The organism is Isoptericola maris (assembly GCF_048065335.1).
Classification (GTDB): Bacteria; Actinomycetota; Actinomycetes; order Actinomycetales; family Cellulomonadaceae; genus Isoptericola; species Isoptericola rhizosphaerae.
Map to the genome: position 1 here is coordinate 3,208 of NZ_JBLUNY010000006.1, position 17,578 is coordinate 20,785.

Sequence of the window (17,578 nt, forward strand, 5' to 3'; positions counted from 1 at the left end):
GGGGGCGTATGCGGGCCCAAACCCCCCCCCCAACCCCACAACCGGCGCCCAGAAATCGCGCCCACAACGATGAGACGGGGCGGGGCGGGGCGGGGCGGGTCTCAGCCTTCGTTGTGGTGGAGCCAGCCGCGGCGGCGCCCGCGCGACGAGATCGTCGACCCGGGCGGTAGCACGACGCTCGGGTCGAGCGTGCGCGGCACCCCGGCGAGGAAGATGCGGAACACCGGCGGACGCCGCTGCGCCAGCTCGAGACGACCGCCGTCGGCAGCGACCAGGTCACGTGCCAGCGCCAGCCCGAGGCCGGTGCTGCCTCCCGTCGTCGTGCCGCGTTCGAAGATCCGCGGAGCGATGTCGTCCGCCACGCCGGGGCCCTCGTCCGAGACCTCGAGCGCCACCGCACCCTTCGGGCCGGACGGTTTCGAGCGCACCGCCGTGACGCCGTCGCCGTACTTCAAGGAGTTCTCCAGGAGCGTGGCGATCACCTGCGCCAGCGCACCGGGGGTCGCCAGGACCCGGTGCTCGTCCGGCACGTCGACCACGAGCACGCGTCCGGCGGTGCGGAACGTCTCCGCCCACTCCTCCTCCTGCTGGCGGACCACGTCAGCCAGGGCGACCGCCTCGGTGGTACCGCCCTGCGAGCGCCGGGACGTGGAGAGCAGGTCGTCGACCACGGTCACCAGCCGCTCCACCTGCTCGAGCGACACCCTGGCCTCCTCGACGACGGCCTCGTCGTCGCTGGTCAGCATGATCTCCTCGAGCCGCATGGTCAGGGCGGTCAGCGGCGTGCGCAGCTGGTGGGAGGCGTCCTGCGCGAACTGCCGCTCCGAGGCGAGCCGCCCGGCCAGCCGGTCGGCGCTGCGGGCCAGCTCGGCCGCCACCAGGTCGATCTCCTCCACGCCGGACGGTTCGAGGCTCGGACGCACCTGCCCGGAGCCGAGCTGTTCGGCCGACGCCGCGAGGTACACCAGCGGCGCGGAGAGCCGGTTCGCCTGCCACACGGCCATCGCCACGCCGGCCGCGATGGCGACGACGCCGGCGACCACCGCGAGCGCGACGGTCTGGGCGGCCTTGATGTAGGCGCCCCAGGCAGAGACCTCGATGGACACCGAGGCACGCTCGTCGGTGGTCTGCGCCGCCTTGAAGATGGTCGGCTCGCGCAGCACGTCGCCGAACTCGAGCAGCTCGCCGTCGGGCAGGCTGACGGTGACGCGTGCCGGGAGGTCTCCGGAGCGCCCCTCCGCTGCGCGCAGGAGCTGCTCCTCGCTGGGACTCTCACCCTGCGCCTGGGCGCGCTCGACGGTCCGGACGAACGTGTCCAACCGGTCCGAGACCCGGCGCTCCTCGTTCGCGACGACGTACTGTGCCCCGAAGAAGCCCAGCGGTACGCCGAGCAGGACCACTGCGACGGCGACCGCGGAGATCGTCGCCAGCAGGACGCGACGGCGCACCGGAGGTCAGGCCTGCTGACCGAGCTCGAACCGGAAGCCGAGCCCCCGGACGGTGGAGACGTAGCGCGGGGAGTTCGCGTCGTCGCCGAGCTTGCGCCGCAGCCACGACACGTGCATGTCGAGCGTCTTGGTGGACCCGACCGGGTCCGAGCCCCAGACGTCGCGCATGAGCGTGTCGCGCACGACGACGGAGCCCGCGTTGCCCACGAGCACCCGGAGCAGGTCGAACTCCTTGGTGGTCAGGTGCAGCTCACGCTCCCCCTGGAAGGCTCGGTGCGCGGCGACGTCGACACGGACGTCCTGCGCGCGCAGCTCCTCGTCCTCCGCGGCCTCGCCGTGGGTGCGGCGCAGCAGCGCCCGGACGCGTGCGAGCAGCTCGGCGAGCCGGAACGGCTTCGTCACGTAGTCGTCGGCACCGGCGTCCAGGCCCACCACGAGGTCGACCTCGTCGGCGCGGGCGGTCAGCACCAGGATCGGCGTGCTGAGCCCGCGACCACGGATCTCGCGGGCGACGTCGAGCCCGTCGATGTCCGGCAGACCGAGGTCCAGGACGACGATGTCCGCGTCCCCGGCGTTGTCGATCGCTCCTTGACCAGTTCCTTGCACGACGACGTCGTAACCCTCACGCGTGAGAGCCCGCGCCAAAGGCTCGGCAATCGCCGGGTCGTCCTCGGCCAGCAGTACGTGGGTCATTCCCTCATGCTAGCGGCAATATGCCTGGTCCTGGCACCTCGCGACACGGTGGTCCGATCATCCCCACGGGCCATGCCGCACGGTGACCGGGTCCCACCACGGGCTGACGCGCGCAGCCTCCTGACCTGCCTAAGGTGTCGAGCATGGGCTGGTCAGCGCGGTTGAGCACGTGGTTCGAGCGCCACCGTTTCGCCGTGGACGCCACCGGCACGGTGTTCTTCGGCATCTTCGTCGCGGCCACCGCGACGACGCTCTCCGACACGCGCACCCAGTCCGGCTGGGTCGTCGCGTGGTCCCTGGCCACGGTCGCCCCGCTCGCGTGGCGACGCACCCGACCTGTCGCGTCGTCCGTCGCCGTCTACGCCGTGGCCCTCGCGCACCTGCTCGCCGGCCACACCCTGCTCATCCCCGCGGACTTCGCGGTCCTCGCCGCGCTGTGGGCCGTCACCGTGTACGGCCCAGGCTGGGCGCACGTCACCGCCATCCTCTCGACCGTCGTGGGCTCGTTCCTCATCGGCCCCGTCGTCGCGGTGCAGGAACGCAGCACGGGCCAGCTCAGCCAGCTCGTCGGCCTGAGCCTGCTCTGCACCCTCCTGGGTCTCGCCGTGTGGGCGCTGGCGCTCGTGCGCCGCCAACGACGCGTGACCCTGGACGCCCTGCGCGACCGCGCCGAGCGCCTCGAGCTCGAGCGCGACCAGCAGGCCCGCATCGCCACCTCCGCCGAGCGCGCCCGGATCGCCCGCGAGATGCACGACATCGTGGCGCACTCCCTGTCCATCGTCGTGGCGCAGGCCGACGGCGGCCGGTACGTCGCCGCGAACGACCCCGCCGCCGCGGTGCGGTCCCTCGACGTCATCTCCGAGACCGGGCGGGCAGCCCTGGCCGACATGCGCCGCCTGCTCGGCGTCCTGCGGGACGACGACGGCCCCGAGCCCGAGGCTCCCTGGCAGGAAGACGGCGGTGGCACGACCGGCCACGGGACACGCCCGACAGCACGCGGGCGGGCACGGCGCGCGGACGGCGGCACGATGGCCGACGGCGCGGCCCGGGCGGGCGACGCCGCGGCAGGCGCGGTGCTACCCGGGCGAGGTGCGTCGTCGGGCTCCGCTCCCCTGGCGCCGCAGCCCGACGACGCGGACCTGACGACCCTCGTGGCGCAGGCGCGCGACGCCGGCACCCGCGTCTCGCTGGTACGCGTCGGTGTGGCGCGGCGTCTGCCGCCCGGCGCGGGACTGACGCTGCACCGGGTCACGCAGGAGGCGCTGAGCAACGTGCGCAAGCACGCCGGGCCCGACCCGCGCGTGACCGTCGTGCTGCGCTGGGAGGCCGAGTCCGTGGCGGTCGAGGTGGCCGACGACGGTCGCGGGGCGGCAGCCGGCGACGGCGAGGCCGGCTACGGGCTGCTCGGGATGCGCGAGCGCGCCGCGATGTTCGGCGGCTCGGTGACGGCCGGCCCGCGCCCCGGCGGCGGCTGGCGGGTACGGTTCACGATGCCGGTGCCCGCCGCCGCACCCGTGCCCACCACGCCCCCAGGACCGCCGGCATCCTCCGTGCCACCGGTGCGCCCCGACTCCCAGGAGCCCGCATGACCGACGTCATGAAGGTCGCGCTCGTCGACGACCAGCAGCTCGTGCGCGCCGGCTTCCGGATGGTCATCGACTCCCAGCCCGACCTCACCGTCGCGGTCGAGGCCTCCGACGGCGCGCAGGCGCTGCGCCTCCTCGCCGACCACCGCGTCGACGTCGTGCTCATGGACGTGCGGATGCCCACCATGGACGGTCTCACCGCGACCCGGCACCTGACGGCGCAGCCCGAGGCGCCGCGCGTCGTCGTGCTGACGACCTTCGACCTCGACGAGTACGTCCTCGAGGCGATCCGGGCCGGCGCCTCCGGGTTCCTGCTCAAGGACGCCCCGCCCGAGGAGATGCTGGCCGCCATCCGGACGGTGCACCGCGGCGACGCCGTCATCGCGCCGTCCTCGACGCGCAGGCTCCTGGAGCACCTGGTCACCGCGCTGCCGGCGACGGCGGCAGGCCCGGCGCACCAGGCGCTCGGCGAGCTCACCGAGCGCGAGCGCGAGGTGCTGGTCCTCATGGCGAGCGGGCGGTCCAACACCGAGATCGCCACCGAGCTGTTCGTGGCCGAGGCCACCGTGAAGACGCACGTGGGCCGGGTCCTGGCCAAGCTGGGCGCCCGCGACCGGGTGCAGGCCGTGGTCACCGCCTACGAGACGGGCCTGGTGCGTCCGGGCTCGTGAGCCCGCCCGGCGGTCCCACTACCCTGGTGCGGTGCCTGACGTCGACGCCTCCCCCCGGACCGAGGAGGTCGCCGAGGACCGGTGGCAGCGACGCTTCGCCGTCCCCGTCGTCGTCGCGGCTCTCGCGTCCGTGCCCGCCGTGTGGCTCACGCTGCTGGAGGAGCCGTACGCGACCGTCGGCACCACCGTCAGCCTCCTGACCGGGGCGGTGCTCCTCGGCGAGACCGTCGTGCTCTTCGCCGTCTCCGACGACAAGCGCCGCTGGGTCCGCAGGAACAGGTGGCTGGTGCTCGTCACGGTCGCGATCGTCGTCTGCGTCGTGCTCGCCGTCGGCCCCGCGCAGCTCCTGCGCCTGGTGCGCGCCGTCGGGGCGCTCCGGCTCCTGCGTGCCCGGCACATCGTCCGGGCCGGTCGCCGCCTGATGGACAACGCCTCCCTCGGCTCCCGCTGGGAACGCGTGGTGACGGGAGTGGTGGTCGCCGTCGTCGCGGCGTTCGTCGCCGTCGTGCTGGCGGACCCCACGTCGCGCAGCCGCGTCCTGATCGAGGACCTGCTCGGTGCGCCCGCGTACGTGTGGGCCGTCACCGTCGCGGGCCTCATCCTCGGGGGTGCCGTGTTCGTGCTGGCCAGGTACCGGTTCCGGCGCGGCGAGCAGTCAGGGCGTCCTCAGGGTGGTCGTCATACCTGGGTATGACCCGGGCGCTGCCACGACCAGCCCCGGGGCCGACGACGGCGCACCGGCCGGTCCGTAGCGTCGGTGGTGTCATCGAGCTCCCGTCCGGGAGCCGCCGGAGCAAGACCCGTGGAGACATCTCGTGGACACCACCGTGTTCGTCCCCGTCACAGACACCGACACCCCCGACACCGGCCGGCTCGCCATCAGGGCGCGCGGGCTGACCAAGACCTACGGCTCCGGCGAGGCGCAGGTGCGCGCCCTGGACGGCGTGGACGTCGACTTCGCCGAGGGCCGGTTCACCGCGATCATGGGACCGTCCGGCTCCGGCAAGTCCACGCTCATGCACCTGCTCGCGGGCCTCGACAGCGCGACGGCGGGGCAGGCGTTCCTGGGCAGCACGGAGATCACCGGCCTTGGCGACAAGGCGCTCACCCGCCTGCGCCGGGACCGCGTCGGGTTCGTGTTCCAGCAGTTCAACCTGCTGCCGATGTTCACGGCCCGCGACAACATCACCCTGCCCCTCCAGCTCGCCGGCGCGAAGGTGGACAGCGAGTGGTTCGACACTCTGGTGCGCACGCTCGGCCTCGAGCAGCGGCTCGAGCACCGCCCGAGCGAGCTCTCGGGCGGGCAGCAGCAGCGCGTCGCCATCGCCCGCGCCCTCATCGCCCAGCCGGAGGTCGTCTTCGCCGACGAGCCGACCGGCAACCTGGACTCGCGCTCCGGCGCGGAGGTGCTCAGCTTCCTGCGTCGTTCCGTGCGCGAGCTGGGCCGCACCATCATCATGGTCACGCACGACCCGGCCGCGGCGGCGTACGCCGACCGCGTCGTCCTCATCGCCGACGGGCGCATCGCGGGCGAGATCAGTGACCCCACGCCCGAGGCGGTCCTCGCCGGGCTGGACGCGCTGCGGTCCCTCGAGGGTCCCGTGGCCGACGACGGCACGCAGGCGGGTGCCTGATGCTGCGGATCGTCCTGGCGCAGATGCGCCGCAGCTCCGGCCGGCTCGCCGCCGCGGGCATCGCGATCGTCATCGGCACGGCGTTCGTCGCCGCGACGCTGCTGGCGAGCGGAGTCATCACGCAGACCACCTACGACTCGATCGCCGCCCGGTACGCCGGCGCCGACCTGGTGGTCGGTGCGACGGCGGACCCGATCGAGGACGTCGAAGCCCTCGGTGAGATCGACGGCGTGGACGCGGTCGCCCCGTTCGACAGCACCTACGCCCAGCTCTCCGCCGGGTCGCGGTCCGTCTTCCAGAGCATCATCCCCGCCGCTGACGACCGGCTCATGCCGATGGTGACCACCGTCGGGTCGATGCCTGCGGGGGACGACGAGGTCGCCCTCCCCGAGTCCGTCGCCGAACGGCTGGACGTCGAGACCGGAGAGCGGGTCAACCTGACCCGCGACGTGCTTGCCGACGACGAGACCTGGCAGCAGGTGACCGAGCGACCGGTCGTCGTCGGGCTCCTCGACGACCCGTACGGGGCGTACTCGGAGGTCGGCGGTGCCGCCGTCGTCGACGCCGACACCTTCGCGACCTGGATCGCCGAGGAGGACGGCGCTGCGACGGGCAGCGAGGAGGTCGGCGTCGTGGTCGCGCCGGGGGCCGACGTGGCCACCGTCCAGGCCGCGCTGGCCACGGCGACGGGGGCCGCGACGACGATCGGCGACACCCGCTGGGTGGTCCCGACCGACGAGCGGGCCGCCGACGTGGCCGCGACCCTGACCGGCGGTCAGGACCTGATGTTCCTCATCTTCGTCATGACGTTCGCCTCGATCGCCCTCGTCGTGGCCGGCCTGGTGATCGCCAACACGTTCCAGGTGCTCGTCGCCCAGCGTGCCCGCACCCTCGCGCTGCTGCGCTGCGTGGGAGCGGACAAGGGGCAGGTCGGTCGCGGGGTCCTCACCGAGGCCGCGATCCTGGGCGCGATCGCGTCGGTCGCCGGCGTGCTGCTCGGCGTGCTGCTCGGGCAGGGCGCCCTCTGGGTCGCCCATGCGATGGACGTCCCCGTCCCGCTGCCCGACAGCATCACGCTCACCTGGCCCGTCATGGTCGTCCCCCTGCTCGTCGGCATCCTCGTGACGGTCGGCGCGGCGCTCGTCCCCGCCCGGGTCGCGACGCGGGTCGCCCCGCTGGCGGCTCTGCGCCCCACGGACGCCCCGTCCGCCTCGCGCCGAGCGGGTCGGGTGCGCCTCGTGCTCTCGCTGCTGGCCACCGTACTCGGCTTCGCGCTGCTCGGCCTCGGTGCCGTGCTCGGGACGACGGCGCAGGACCCCACGTTCGGTCTCCTGTCCGGGATCGCCGGAGGCGCGCTGTCGTTCGTCGGCGTGGCGGTCGGTGCGGTCTTCTGGCTGCCGAAGGTGGCGTCGCTGGCCGGACGGTCGGTCGGGGCCTCGGGCCCGACGGCCCGGCTGGCCGCGGCGAACACGCTGCGCAACCCGCGCCGCACAGCCACGACGAGCACGGCGCTGCTGATCGGCGTGACCCTCGTCGCGATGATGTCGACGGGCGCGGCCAGCGCCCGGGCCTCGCTGACGGCGGCGCTCGACGAGCAGTTCCCCGTGGACGCCATGGTGTCCAGCACGACGTTCGACGAGAACGGCTCCCCGGTCGAGCTGTCGCAGGGCCTGCGCGCCGACATCGCGGGCGTGGCCGACGTGGCGGCGGTCGCCGAGCTGACCGACGTGCCGCTGGGCACCCCGGGGATCGTCGCCTCGGGCGGCGAGCTGGTCCCCGCTGACGGGCAGAGCGACGCCGAGCCGTGGGAGATCGAGGTCACCGCCCTCGACCCCGCCGACGCCCGGGAGGTGCTGAACGCGCCCGACCACCTCGACGGGCTGGCACCCGGCACCGTGCTGCTGGGCTACAACGAAGCGACGCAGCTCGACCTCACCGACGGCGACCGGCTGGAGCTCGCCGGTGCGGACGGCACGGCCACCTTCGACGTCGTGGTGAGCGAGTCGGCCCCGTACGTCAACTACCTCGTCGTCGACGACCTGCTCCAGGTGCAGGCCGACCCGGTGGTCACCCAGCTGTACGTCGCCCTGGCCGGGTCGGCGGACGCCGCCTCGACCGTCGGTGTGGTCCAGGACGTCGTCTCGGACTCCGGCGAGGCGGCCCAGGTGACGGGGATCGCGGTGCAGCGCGCCGAGTTCGACCAGGTGATCGACACGATGCTCGGGATCGTCGTCGGCCTGCTGGGCGTGGCCGTGATCATCGCCCTGATCGGCGTGGCGAACACGCTGTCGCTGTCGGTGCTCGAACGGCGCAAGGAGTCCGCGACGCTGCGCGCGATCGGGCTGTCGAAGGCCCAGCTGCGCGGGATGCTCGCGATCGAGGGTCTGCTCATCGCCGGCGTCGGTGCGGTGCTCGGCATCCTGCTCGGGCTCGTGTACGGCTGGGCGGGCTCGGCAGCCGGGCTCGGGATCATGGGTGACGTCACCCTCTCGGTCCCGTGGCTCGACGTGACGCTGGTGCTCGTGATCGCCCTGGTAGCCGGACTGGTCGCCTCGGTGGCCCCGGCCCGCACGGCGCTCAAGGCCTCCCCGGTGGAGGCGCTCGCCGCGGACTGACACCCGGCGGTTCCGGCACCCACGCCCGGACCCCTCCTCGGACTCGCCGTCCGAGGAGGGGTCCGGGCGTTCGTCGTGCCGTCCACAGGCTGTGGACGGCGCCGGCGGGCGCGTGCCCGACGGCGGCACGCTGGCCTCATGTCCGTCCGCCTCACGCTGCACCCCGGCGAGGACGTCGAGCTGCCCGACGGCGCCCGGCTCGGCGACCTGCGCGCACCCCTGGCCCGGCTCGTCCGCCGCCCCGAGCTGTCGCACGCCCCGCTGGTGGCCGACGGCACACCGGTGGGCGACGACGCCGTCGTCGGGCACCGTCCGCTGCTGCCCGGCGCGACCCTGCGCGTCGCGGCCACGGGACCGGCACCACCGTCCGCTCCCGACGTCGCGGCGCTGCGCAGCCCATGGCTCGTCACGCCGACGACAGGCCCGGAAGCCGGCGAGACCATCCCGCTCACGACCAGGCGTCCCGTCGTCGTCGGCCGGGGCGCGCGGACCGTGACCGTGCGCGCCGACGCCCGCGCCAGGGTCCGTGCCGCCCGGCGCCGGCCGCGCGGTGCACGCCTCCGGGCAGGCTCCCCGCCCGCCGCGCTGCTGCGCACGGACGGCGGCCGCGAGCGCCGCCGACGGCTCGGCGGTCTGCCGCGCCGCTGGCGTCCCGGCACCCTCCTCGAGGTCGCCGGCACCCGGTACGAGCTGCTCCGCTCCGGCGAGGTCTCCGGCTGGCTCGCCCCGGCAGCGCCGGAGCGCTCCACCACGCTGCCCGTCAACCCGGCGATGCTGCTCACCGGGCTGGTCCCCGTCCTCGGCTCGATCACCTTGGCGGTGATGCTCCGCCAGCCGCTGTACGCGCTGTTCTCGCTGGTCGCCGTCGTCGCTCTGGTCCCCCAGGTGGTGGCCGCCGTCCGGCGGCGGCGCGCGCAGGACCAGCTCCCGCCGCCCGGCACCGCCCCCGCCGGCACCGCTCCGGGTCGCACGGCCGCGCGGGTGGTGGCCTGCCACCAGGCCTCTGACGTCGCGTGGCGCCGTGCCCTCGACACCCTGGCCGCGCGGGCGCGCAGCGGCGCCCACCAGGACCCCGCACCGGCCGGCCGCACGCCCGCCGACCTGCTGCCCGACGGCGCGCTGGCGGTGCGCGGCCCGACCGGCGCCGCCCGCGCCGTCGCCCGCGCCGTCGTCGTCGACCTCGCCGCGGCCGGAGCCGCCGTCCAGGTGACCGGCCAGGGGCACGGTGCCTGGTCCTGGTGCCGCTGGCTCAGCGACGACCGCCCCGCAGGCGGCGCCGGGGAGGAGGGTGCGGCCGCCCGCCTGCTCGTGGTGGACACCCCGGACGAGGATGCTCTCCGCGTCGCGGACGAGGCGGCGCGCCGGGGAGACCTCGTCGTGCTGTGCCTGCCGAGCGAGCCGGGCGGCCGCGAGGTCCCCGCACCCTCCTGGTGCCGGGCGTCGCTCCGGCTGTCCCCGGACGGACGGGTCCATCGGACGGCACCGGACGGCACCGACACCGCCGGCCCGGGCGTCGGGGTCACCACGGCCTGGGCCGAGCGCACGGCCCGCCGCCTGGCGGGCCTGCACGGTCTGCGTCGCACGCCGGCCGACCTCGACGCCGCTGCGCGTGCCGCGACGGCCGTGCTGCCGACGTCGGACCCCGGAGCTGCCGACGTGATCGACCCCGGCCTGCCCGGCGTCGTGCCGCTGGCCGACCTGCTCGACGGTGTGGACCCCGCCCGGCGCTGGGCCGACGCCGCCGGGTGGCAGGTGCCCCTCGGCGTCGACGCCACCGGCACCCCGGTCACGCTCGACCTCGTCGCCGACGGCCCCCACCTGCTCGTCGCCGGGACGACGGGCTCCGGGAAGTCCGAGCTGCTGCAGTCGCTCGTCCTCGGGCTGGCACTGAGCCGATCCCCCGCCGACCTCGCACTGGCACTGGTGGACTTCAAGGGCGGCGCCTCGTTCGGTCGCTGCGCCGACCTGCCCCACGTCGTCGGGCAGGTCACCGACCTGGAACCCGGGCTGGCCGGCCGGGCACTCGCCGGGCTGCGCGCCGAGCTGCACCGCCGGGAGCGGGTCCTGGCCGAGCGTCGGGCGGCCTCGCTCGACGACGCCCCGCCCGGCACCCTGCCCCGGCTCGTGGTGGTCATCGACGAGTTCCGCGCCCTCGCCGACGACCTGCCGGACTTCCTGCCGGGGTTGCTCCGCATCGCCGCCCAGGGCCGGTCGTTGGGGGTCCACCTCGTGCTCGCCACGCAGCGTCCCTCGGGAGGGGTCAGCACCGACGTGCGCGCGAACGTCTCGGCACGCGTCGCGCTGCGGGTCGTGGACGCCGCCGACTCCCACGACGTCGTCGACCACGCCGCGGCCGCCCGCATCCCCGTCGGTGTCCCGGGACGTGCGGTGCTCCGCGTGGGCGCCGCCCCGCCGGTCGCCCTGCAGTGCGCGCACGCGGGCACCCTGCCCGCCGACGGCGGCCCGGACGTGCGCCGGGCGCCCACCTGGCAGCGGCCCGCCCCGGCCGGTGCCGCGGACCGGCCGGTGCCCGCCGTCGGACCGGCGCGCGAGGAGGGACCGCGGCCGCCCGGGGGGCCCGGGCCGGTCGACGCCGCCGTGGACGTCGCCCGCCGCACCGCCGCACGGCTCGGGCACCGTCCCGGACCTGCCCCCTGGCTGCCCGCCCTGCCGTCCCGCGTCGGCGCGGCCGACCTCCACGACGTCACACCGACGGACGACGGACCGGAGGCGCTCCCGCTGGCGCTCGCCGACGACCCGGACGCCCAGCGGCGCCTCCTCGTCCACTGGCTCCCCCGGGCCGGGCACCTCGCCGTCCTGGGGCCCACCCGGTCCGGCCGCACCACGACCCTCGTGTCCCTCGCCGCCGCGGCGCTGGCTCGCGGCTGGCACGTGCACGTGCTCGCACCGCCCGCCGCGGCGCAGGCCTTCGCCGGTCTGGCGGGGCACCCCGGCCTCGGCACGCTCACCGGTCCCGACGACCCCCGCCGTGCACGCCGGATCCTGCGGCTGCTGGACCGCCCGCCCACGACGGACGGCAGCGGGCCCCGCACCCTCGTCGTCGTCGACGGCGTGGAGGAGCTCCGGGCAGTCCTCGCGGGGCCCGGCGCCTGGGACCCCCTGGTGACGGCCCTCGCCGCCGGGCACGCGTCGTTCGCCCTCACCGCCGACACCGCGTCGGTCGGCGGCGTGGCGGCGCGCGTCGGCCCGCGGCTCGTGCTGCTGGGGACGGACCAGCACTCCGACGTGATGCTCGGGGCGCCGTCAGCGCTCGCCGGACACGGCGGGCCACCGGGCCGCGCGGCCTGGCTGCCGTCGGGTGAGCCCTTCGTCTGCCAGATCCTGATGCCGGACGACGTCGAGGGCCGTGGCCGCCTCGACCCGGCGGACGGGCCGCGACCGAACCGGGTCCGGCCGCTGCCGGTACGGCTCACGTGGGCAGACCTCGCTCGGGCCGTCGACGAGTCGCCCCCGCTCCCGACGGCCTCTCGACGACGCGAGGTCGTGATCGGGGTCGGGGGCGACGCCGCAGCCCCGCTCGCGCTGGACGTGGGACGCGGAGCCCTGGTGGTCGGTCCACGCGGTACGGGCAGGTCGACGGTGCTGCGGACCGTCGTCCGCGGGCTGGCGGCGGACGGCAGGCTCGCCGCCGTCGTCTCCCGCGACGACGCGCTGCGCGCCGAGGCCTGCGAGCACCGGATCGCCCCGTCCCCGGCAGCGGTCCGGCGGCTGGTCGAGGAGCTGGCGTCGGCGGCCGGGCCTTCGGGCGACACCGCGGCCGACGGCGCCGACGACGGTGTCCCGACCGTCGTGGTCGACGATCTCGACGCGCTCGCCCAGGCCTGCCCCGTGGAGGTCGAGCGCCTCGGCGCGCTGGTCGAGGAAGGTGGGCTGGTCCTCGTGGCGTCGGCCACCACCCAGGGCGTCCTGATGGCGCACCGGGGCCCGTTGGCGGAGCTGCGCGCACGGCGGACCGGTGTGGTGCTGGCCCCGGGCGGGCGGGACGCGGACGAGGTGTTCGGCACACCGCTCGGCGACGTCGCCGAGCCGGGACCCGCCCGGCCAGGACGCGGAGCGCTGGTGGACGGCGGGACCGCTGCTCCGCTGCAGGCCGCCGGGGCATGACCCCGGCGCGCGGTGTCGGCCGGGGCGGTGTCTGGTCAGCCGGCGGTGTGCTCGAGCACGGGTCGCGTCATGAGACCGAGCAAGGCACCGGCGGCCAGGACGAGGAGAACGATGCCGCCCACGACCGCAGCCGGTGAGCCGCCGGTGAGCAGGGAGGCACCGATGATCCCCTGGAAGATCTGCCAGCCGGCGATCGGAGAACGTCCCCGCCGGTGTCCACGCCACAGCGCGCGGCCGGAGCCGACGAGGAGCCAGGCCAGACCGAGGAAGAACAGCACGATGAAGACGCTGACGCCGGTGCTCCCGGAGCGGCCCCCCACCAGCTCGACGACGACCGCCGCGGCGAAGACCGCCATGGCCACCGCCTCGATCCCGACCGCCACCAGGACCGCGACCAGGACGCCGCCGGGTCGCGTGCGCGGTGGCGGGACCGGGCCGGGATCAGGGGAAGGAGCAGCAGGACCGGGCATGACACGTCAGGATACGGCCCCGGGGAAAGTTTGTGCAGTGTGATGAAACCCTCAGGGTTCACGGAACAGAAATCTGGCCGTCACCCCTTGTGCCCACCTTCACGAGGTGTGATTCTGGACAGAGATCCCGAACCCCCCTGAACGATCCGGACCCGGAGACGGCTGCCCCTCGGCATGTCCAGACGGCTGCGCGCCCTCCTGGGAACGATCATCGACCTGAGGAGATGACATGGACTGGCGCCACAAGGCAGCCTGCCTCGACGAGGACCCCGAGCTCTTCTTCCCCATCGGCAACACCGGCCCGGCCCTCATGCAGATCGAGGAGGCCAAGGCCGTCTGCCGTCGCTGCGACGTCGTCGACAACTGCCTCAAGTGGGCCATGGAGTCCGGCCAGGACGCCGGCGTCTGGGGCGGCATGAGCGAGGACGAGCGCCGCGCCCTCAAGCGCCGCACCGCTCGCGCCCGTCGCGCCGGCTGACGCCACCGAGCACGCACGCAGAAGGGCTCCCCCGCCGATGAGCGGGGGAGCCCTTCTGCGTGCTCAGCGCTGCGCGTCGCCCCGCAGCTGCACCTGCAGCACCACCTGGGTCCCGCCGCCCTCGCGCGGGAGCCAGTCGATGGTGCCGCGCAGCTCGTTGACCACGAGCGTCTTGACGATCTGCGACCCGAGCCCGCTGCGCGACGCCCGGCCGAGCTCGTCGATGCCGTCGCGCATCCCGACGCCGTCGTCCGCCACGACGACGCGCAGCGACGAGTCCTCCCGCTCGACGTCGATCGAGACCGTCCCGGACTCCTGGCCGGGGAACCCGTGCTCGACGGCGTTGGTCACGAGCTCGGTGAGCACGAGGGCGAGCGGCGTGGCGTCCTGGGCCGGCACGAGCCCGAACGAGCCGCTCTGCCGGGTGCTGATCTGCGCGCGCGTGGAGGCGACGTCCGCCGCGAGACGCAGCGCACGCTTGAGCATGTCGTCGAGCTCGACGCTCTCGTCGAGCGTCTGGGACAGGGACTCGTGCACCAGCGAGATGGTGGCGACGCGCCGCATCGCCTCCTCCAGCGCCGCCCGCGCCTCGGGAACCTCCATGCGCCGGGCCTGCAGACGCAGGAGCGCCGCCACCGTCGCCAGGTTGTTCTTCACGCGGTGGTGGATCTCGCGGATCGTCGCGTCCTTGGTCATGAGCTCGCGTTCGCGTCGCCGCAGCTCGGACACGTCGCGGCACAGCAGGACGGCGCCGATGCGCTGACCGCGGTCGGTCAGCGGCAGCGCCCGCAACGACAGCGCCGCCCGGCCCGCCTCGATGTCGGTGCGCCACGGCGCCCGGCCCATGACGACGAGCGGCAGCGACTCGTCGACGGTGCTCTGCTGCTCGGCGATCCCGGCGGTGACCTCGACGAGCGACTGGCCGACCAACGGCCCGATGACCCCGAGCCGGTGGAAGCAGGACAGCGCGTTCGGGCTGGCGTACAGGACCTCGCCCTCGGAGTTGAGCCGGATCAGGCCGTCGCCGACGCGCGGGGCGCCGCGGCGCGGACCGGTCGCCGCGTTGAGCGACGGGTACTCCCCCCGGCCGATCATCGCCAGCAGGTCGTCCGCGGACTCGATGTAGTTGAGCTCCAGGCGGCTGGGCGTGCGACCGGAGCCGAGGTTCGTCTGCCGGGCGACGACGGCGACGGCGCGGCCGTCGTGCACCACGGGCACTGCTTCCTCACGCACCGCGTACGCGCCGAACCAGCGCGGCTCGCGCGAGCGCTGGGCGCGCCCCTCGCTCATCGCGGCGGTGAGCTGCGGGCGCTGCCCCTCGGGGGCGAACGACCCGACGACGTCGTCGTAGTGGACGGTGGCACCGGTGCTGGGACGGCACTGCGCGACGGCGACGAAGCGGCCGTCCGCCGTCGGCAGCCACAGGACGAGGTCGGCGAAGGCGAGGTCGGAGACGATCTGCCAGTCACCGACCAGCAGGTGGAGCCACTCGAGGTCCCCCTCGGCCAGCTCGGCGTGCTCGGCGATCAGATCACTCATGGCGGACACGCCCACCAGCGTACGGGGCACTACCCGTCGTGGAGCACGCCGGTAGGGTGGGCAGCGTGCACCTGACCGTGGAGCAGACCTACCCGGCGGACGTGTCCGTCGTGGCCGCCATGCTCAGCGACGCGGAGTTCGTGCGGTGGCGCGGCCGACGGCAGGACGCCGGCGCCGCCTCCCAGGTCGACGTCAGCGGGGACCCGGCCTCCGGGTTCACGGTGTCCCTGCGACGCACCCTGCCCACCGACCTCATCCCGGGTCAGGTCCGCCAGCTCGTCGGTGACCACCTCGAGGTGCGGCAGGCGGAGGCGTGGGAGCCGGCGCGCGAGGGCCGCCACGTCGGCACGGTCGCGGTCGAGATCGCCGGCGCCCCGGTGCGGATGACGGGATCGCTCCGGCTCGAGCCGACGGCCGACGGCGGCACCCGCCAGGTGTACGACGGTGAGGTCAGGGCGGGCATACCGCTGTTCGCGGCGACCGTCGAGGAGGCGGCCGCCGGGGCCGTCCGGCGCACGCTCGAGGCCGAGGAACGAGCCGGGCGGGAGTGGCTGACGCGGTCCTGACCCGCACCGCGTGCTCACCGCCGTCGGCAGACACTCGTCCACGCTGTCACGGTTTGGTCACGGGAGCGCTTCCACCACCGCTCTGACCTGCACAGATACGAAATCTCGACATCACCTTCCAGCATCGGTGGCTGCGAGGGCTTGACGGAACACGCTCGCAACGGAAGCATCATCCCCGGTCGTGGAAGCGCTACCACGTCGTGAGACGTCTGCGCTTCCTGAAGCGCCCTACGCATGATTCGAACCAGACAAGGGAGTCACCGTGCTCAGCAGCACCCGCCCCCGCCGGAGCCGTCGCGTCGCCGCGGCCACTGCCGGCATCGCGTCCCTCGCCCTCGTTCTCGGCGCCTGCTCGGGCGACACCGACGAGCCGGGAACCGCAGACGGCGACGACGGCGAGTCGTCCGACGAGGAGATCACCCTCACGGTCGCCACCTTCAACAACTTCGGCTACTCGGACGAGCTCCTCGCCCAGTACACCGAGGAGCACCCGAACGTGACGGTCAAGCACGTCACGGCCGCCGAGTCCGGTGACGCCCGGACCAACCTGACCACCAAGCTCGCCGCCGGTGGCGAAGGACTGGCCGACATCGAGGCCATCGAGGTCGACTGGCTCCCCGAGCTCATGCAGTACCCCGACCTCTTCACCGACCTGACGAACGCCGAGCTCGACGGCCGGTGGGTGGACTGGAAGGTCCAGCAGGCCACGACGCCGGACGGCAAGCTCATCGGCTACGGCACGGACATCGGCCCGGAGGCCATCTGCTACCGCTCCGACCTGCTCGAGGCGGCGGGGCTGCCGTCCGAGCGCGAAGAGGTCGCGGAGTGGATCGGCGGCGAGAACGCCACCTGGGACACCTACTTCGAGGCCGGCCAGGAGTACGTCGACGAGACGGGCAACGCCTGGTTCGACTCCGCCCAGGCGACCTTCCAGGGCATGGTCAACCAGCTCGACGGCGCCTACGAGGACCCGGCCACCGGTGAGCCCAAGGACCTGGCCAGCAACACCGAGGTGAAGGACCTGTACGACCAGGTCATCGCCGCCTCGGCGGACGAGAACCTGTCCGCCGGCCTGGAGCAGTGGGGCGACGACTGGACGGCGGGCTTCCAGAACGACGCGTTCGCGACGATGCTCTGCCCGGCCTGGATGACCGGTCCGATCGAGCAGAACGCCGGCAACGTCGAGGGCTGGGACATCGCCGACGTCTTCCCCGGTGGCGGTGGCAACTGGGGCGGTTCTTTCCTCACCGTGCCCGCCTCCGGCGCCCACACCGAGGCTGCCACGGAGCTCGCTGCTTGGCTGACCTCGCCGGACGTCCAGACCCAGGCCTTCGAGGAGGCGGGCACCTTCCCGTCGCAGATCGAGGCGCAGGAGTCCGATGCCGTCCAGACGTTCACGAACGAGTTCATGAACGAGGCCCCGGCCGGCGCGATCTTCTCGACCCGTGCCCAGGCCATCGACGGCGCTCCGTTCAAGGGCAAGAACTACTTCGCGATCCACGCCGAGGTCCAGAACGCCATCAACCGCGTTGACCTCAACGACGAGGAGCCGGAGGCCTCGTGGGAGACCGCGGTCACCGACGCCCAGAACGTCATTCAGTGACGTCACCGCTCGTCCGGGAGTGAGGCGCCAGACGCCGAGCTTCCCCCTGTGAGACACCGTGTCGGGCCGGTCGCCATCCCGGCGGCCGGCCCGACACGTGCCCCCCCCCCCCCCCCCGCCCGCCGGACCCGCAACACCCCTGGCCCAAAT

General features: G+C 74.4%; 13 protein-coding genes. 9 read left to right on the forward strand and 4 right to left on the reverse strand.

Going from position 1 to position 17,578, the window contains the following annotated elements; translation table 11 throughout:
- Positions 1–101: 101 nt before the first annotated feature.
- Entirely contained in the window at positions 102–1,448 is a 1,347-nt protein-coding gene (locus tag ACH5HR_RS10240) for a sensor histidine kinase (protein ID WP_402377406.1), read from the reverse strand.
- Positions 1,449–1,454: 6 nt separating this feature from the next.
- A complete protein-coding gene (locus ACH5HR_RS10245; protein ID WP_402377408.1) occupies positions 1,455–2,141 on the reverse strand; it encodes a response regulator transcription factor in 687 nt (228 codons plus the stop codon).
- Positions 2,142–2,284: 143 nt separating this feature from the next.
- Here ACH5HR_RS10245 and ACH5HR_RS10250 point away from each other — a divergent pair, with 143 nt between their 5' ends.
- The 6 genes from ACH5HR_RS10250 (at position 2,285) to ACH5HR_RS10275 (ending at position 12,772) form a co-directional block, all read left to right on the forward strand.
- Entirely contained in the window at positions 2,285–3,730 is a 1,446-nt protein-coding gene (locus ACH5HR_RS10250) for a sensor histidine kinase (RefSeq protein WP_416477705.1), read from the forward strand.
- A complete protein-coding gene (locus ACH5HR_RS10255; RefSeq protein ID WP_416477706.1) occupies positions 3,727–4,398 on the forward strand; it encodes a response regulator in 672 nt (223 codons plus the stop codon). The genes ACH5HR_RS10250 and ACH5HR_RS10255 overlap by 4 nt, the downstream gene beginning before the upstream one ends.
- A 31-nt stretch (positions 4,399–4,429) precedes the next feature.
- Positions 4,430–5,092 carry a hypothetical protein gene (locus ACH5HR_RS10260; RefSeq protein ID WP_416477708.1) on the forward strand — a complete coding sequence of 221 codons (663 nt, stop codon included), beginning with the start codon at positions 4,430–4,432 and terminating at the stop codon, positions 5,090–5,092.
- 121 nt (positions 5,093–5,213) lie between these two features.
- Positions 5,214–6,032, forward strand: a complete 819-nt coding sequence (locus tag ACH5HR_RS10265) for an ABC transporter ATP-binding protein (protein ID WP_416477710.1) — start codon at positions 5,214–5,216, stop codon at positions 6,030–6,032.
- A complete protein-coding gene (locus tag ACH5HR_RS10270; protein ID WP_416477711.1) occupies positions 6,032–8,647 on the forward strand; it encodes an ABC transporter permease in 2,616 nt (871 codons plus the stop codon). The genes ACH5HR_RS10265 and ACH5HR_RS10270 overlap by 1 nt, the downstream gene beginning before the upstream one ends.
- 138 nt (positions 8,648–8,785) lie before the next feature.
- Positions 8,786–12,772 (forward strand): FtsK/SpoIIIE domain-containing protein, encoded by a 3,987-nt coding sequence (locus tag ACH5HR_RS10275; RefSeq protein ID WP_416477712.1) that lies wholly within the window; start codon positions 8,786–8,788, stop codon positions 12,770–12,772.
- A 35-nt stretch (positions 12,773–12,807) separates the two neighbouring features.
- Here ACH5HR_RS10275 and ACH5HR_RS10280 read toward each other — a convergent pair whose 3' ends face one another.
- On the reverse strand, positions 12,808–13,242 hold the full coding sequence (locus tag ACH5HR_RS10280) for a hypothetical protein (RefSeq protein WP_416477714.1): 435 nt from the start codon (positions 13,240–13,242) through the stop codon (positions 12,808–12,810).
- A 229-nt stretch (positions 13,243–13,471) separates the two neighbouring features.
- Between ACH5HR_RS10280 and ACH5HR_RS10285 the strand changes: the two genes are divergently transcribed.
- Complete coding sequence (locus ACH5HR_RS10285; RefSeq protein ID WP_106267737.1) at positions 13,472–13,720, forward strand: WhiB family transcriptional regulator; 249 nt, start codon at positions 13,472–13,474, stop codon at positions 13,718–13,720.
- 63 nt (positions 13,721–13,783) lie between these two features.
- Here the strand turns inward: ACH5HR_RS10285 and ACH5HR_RS10290 are convergent, their stop codons facing one another.
- Positions 13,784–15,259, reverse strand: coding sequence for a sensor histidine kinase (locus tag ACH5HR_RS10290; RefSeq protein ID WP_402377613.1), 1,476 nt, complete (start codon positions 15,257–15,259; stop codon positions 13,784–13,786).
- Between the two features lie 65 nt (positions 15,260–15,324).
- Between ACH5HR_RS10290 and ACH5HR_RS10295 the strand changes: the two genes are divergently transcribed.
- Both ACH5HR_RS10295 and ACH5HR_RS10300 read left to right on the forward strand, forming a co-directional pair.
- Positions 15,325–15,825 (forward strand): DUF2505 domain-containing protein, encoded by a 501-nt coding sequence (locus tag ACH5HR_RS10295; RefSeq protein WP_402377438.1) that lies wholly within the window; start codon positions 15,325–15,327, stop codon positions 15,823–15,825.
- A 262-nt stretch (positions 15,826–16,087) separates the two neighbouring features.
- Positions 16,088–17,428: an ABC transporter substrate-binding protein gene (locus ACH5HR_RS10300; RefSeq protein ID WP_416477715.1), complete on the forward strand. Its 1,341-nt coding sequence runs from the start codon at positions 16,088–16,090 to the stop codon at positions 17,426–17,428.
- Positions 17,429–17,578: the final 150 nt, after the last annotated feature.

What these genes read in the sequence shown, in the direction of transcription:
- ACH5HR_RS10245 (WP_402377408.1), bottom strand. Translation starts at nt 2,141, where the DNA reads ATGACCCACGTACTGCTGGCCGAGGACGACCCGGCGATTGCCGAGCCT.
- ACH5HR_RS10250 (WP_416477705.1), top strand. Translation starts at nt 2,285, where the DNA reads ATGGGCTGGTCAGCGCGGTTGAGCACGTGGTTCGAGCGCCACCGTTTC.
- ACH5HR_RS10255 (WP_416477706.1), top strand. Translation starts at nt 3,727, where the DNA reads ATGACCGACGTCATGAAGGTCGCGCTCGTCGACGACCAGCAGCTCGTG.
- ACH5HR_RS10270 (WP_416477711.1), top strand. Translation starts at nt 6,032, where the DNA reads ATGCTGCGGATCGTCCTGGCGCAGATGCGCCGCAGCTCCGGCCGGCTC.
- ACH5HR_RS10275 (WP_416477712.1), top strand. Translation starts at nt 8,786, where the DNA reads ATGTCCGTCCGCCTCACGCTGCACCCCGGCGAGGACGTCGAGCTGCCC.
- ACH5HR_RS10280 (WP_416477714.1), bottom strand. Translation starts at nt 13,242, where the DNA reads ATGCCCGGTCCTGCTGCTCCTTCCCCTGATCCCGGCCCGGTCCCGCCA.
- ACH5HR_RS10285 (WP_106267737.1), top strand. Translation starts at nt 13,472, where the DNA reads ATGGACTGGCGCCACAAGGCAGCCTGCCTCGACGAGGACCCCGAGCTC.
- ACH5HR_RS10290 (WP_402377613.1), bottom strand. Translation starts at nt 15,259, where the DNA reads ATGAGTGATCTGATCGCCGAGCACGCCGAGCTGGCCGAGGGGGACCTC.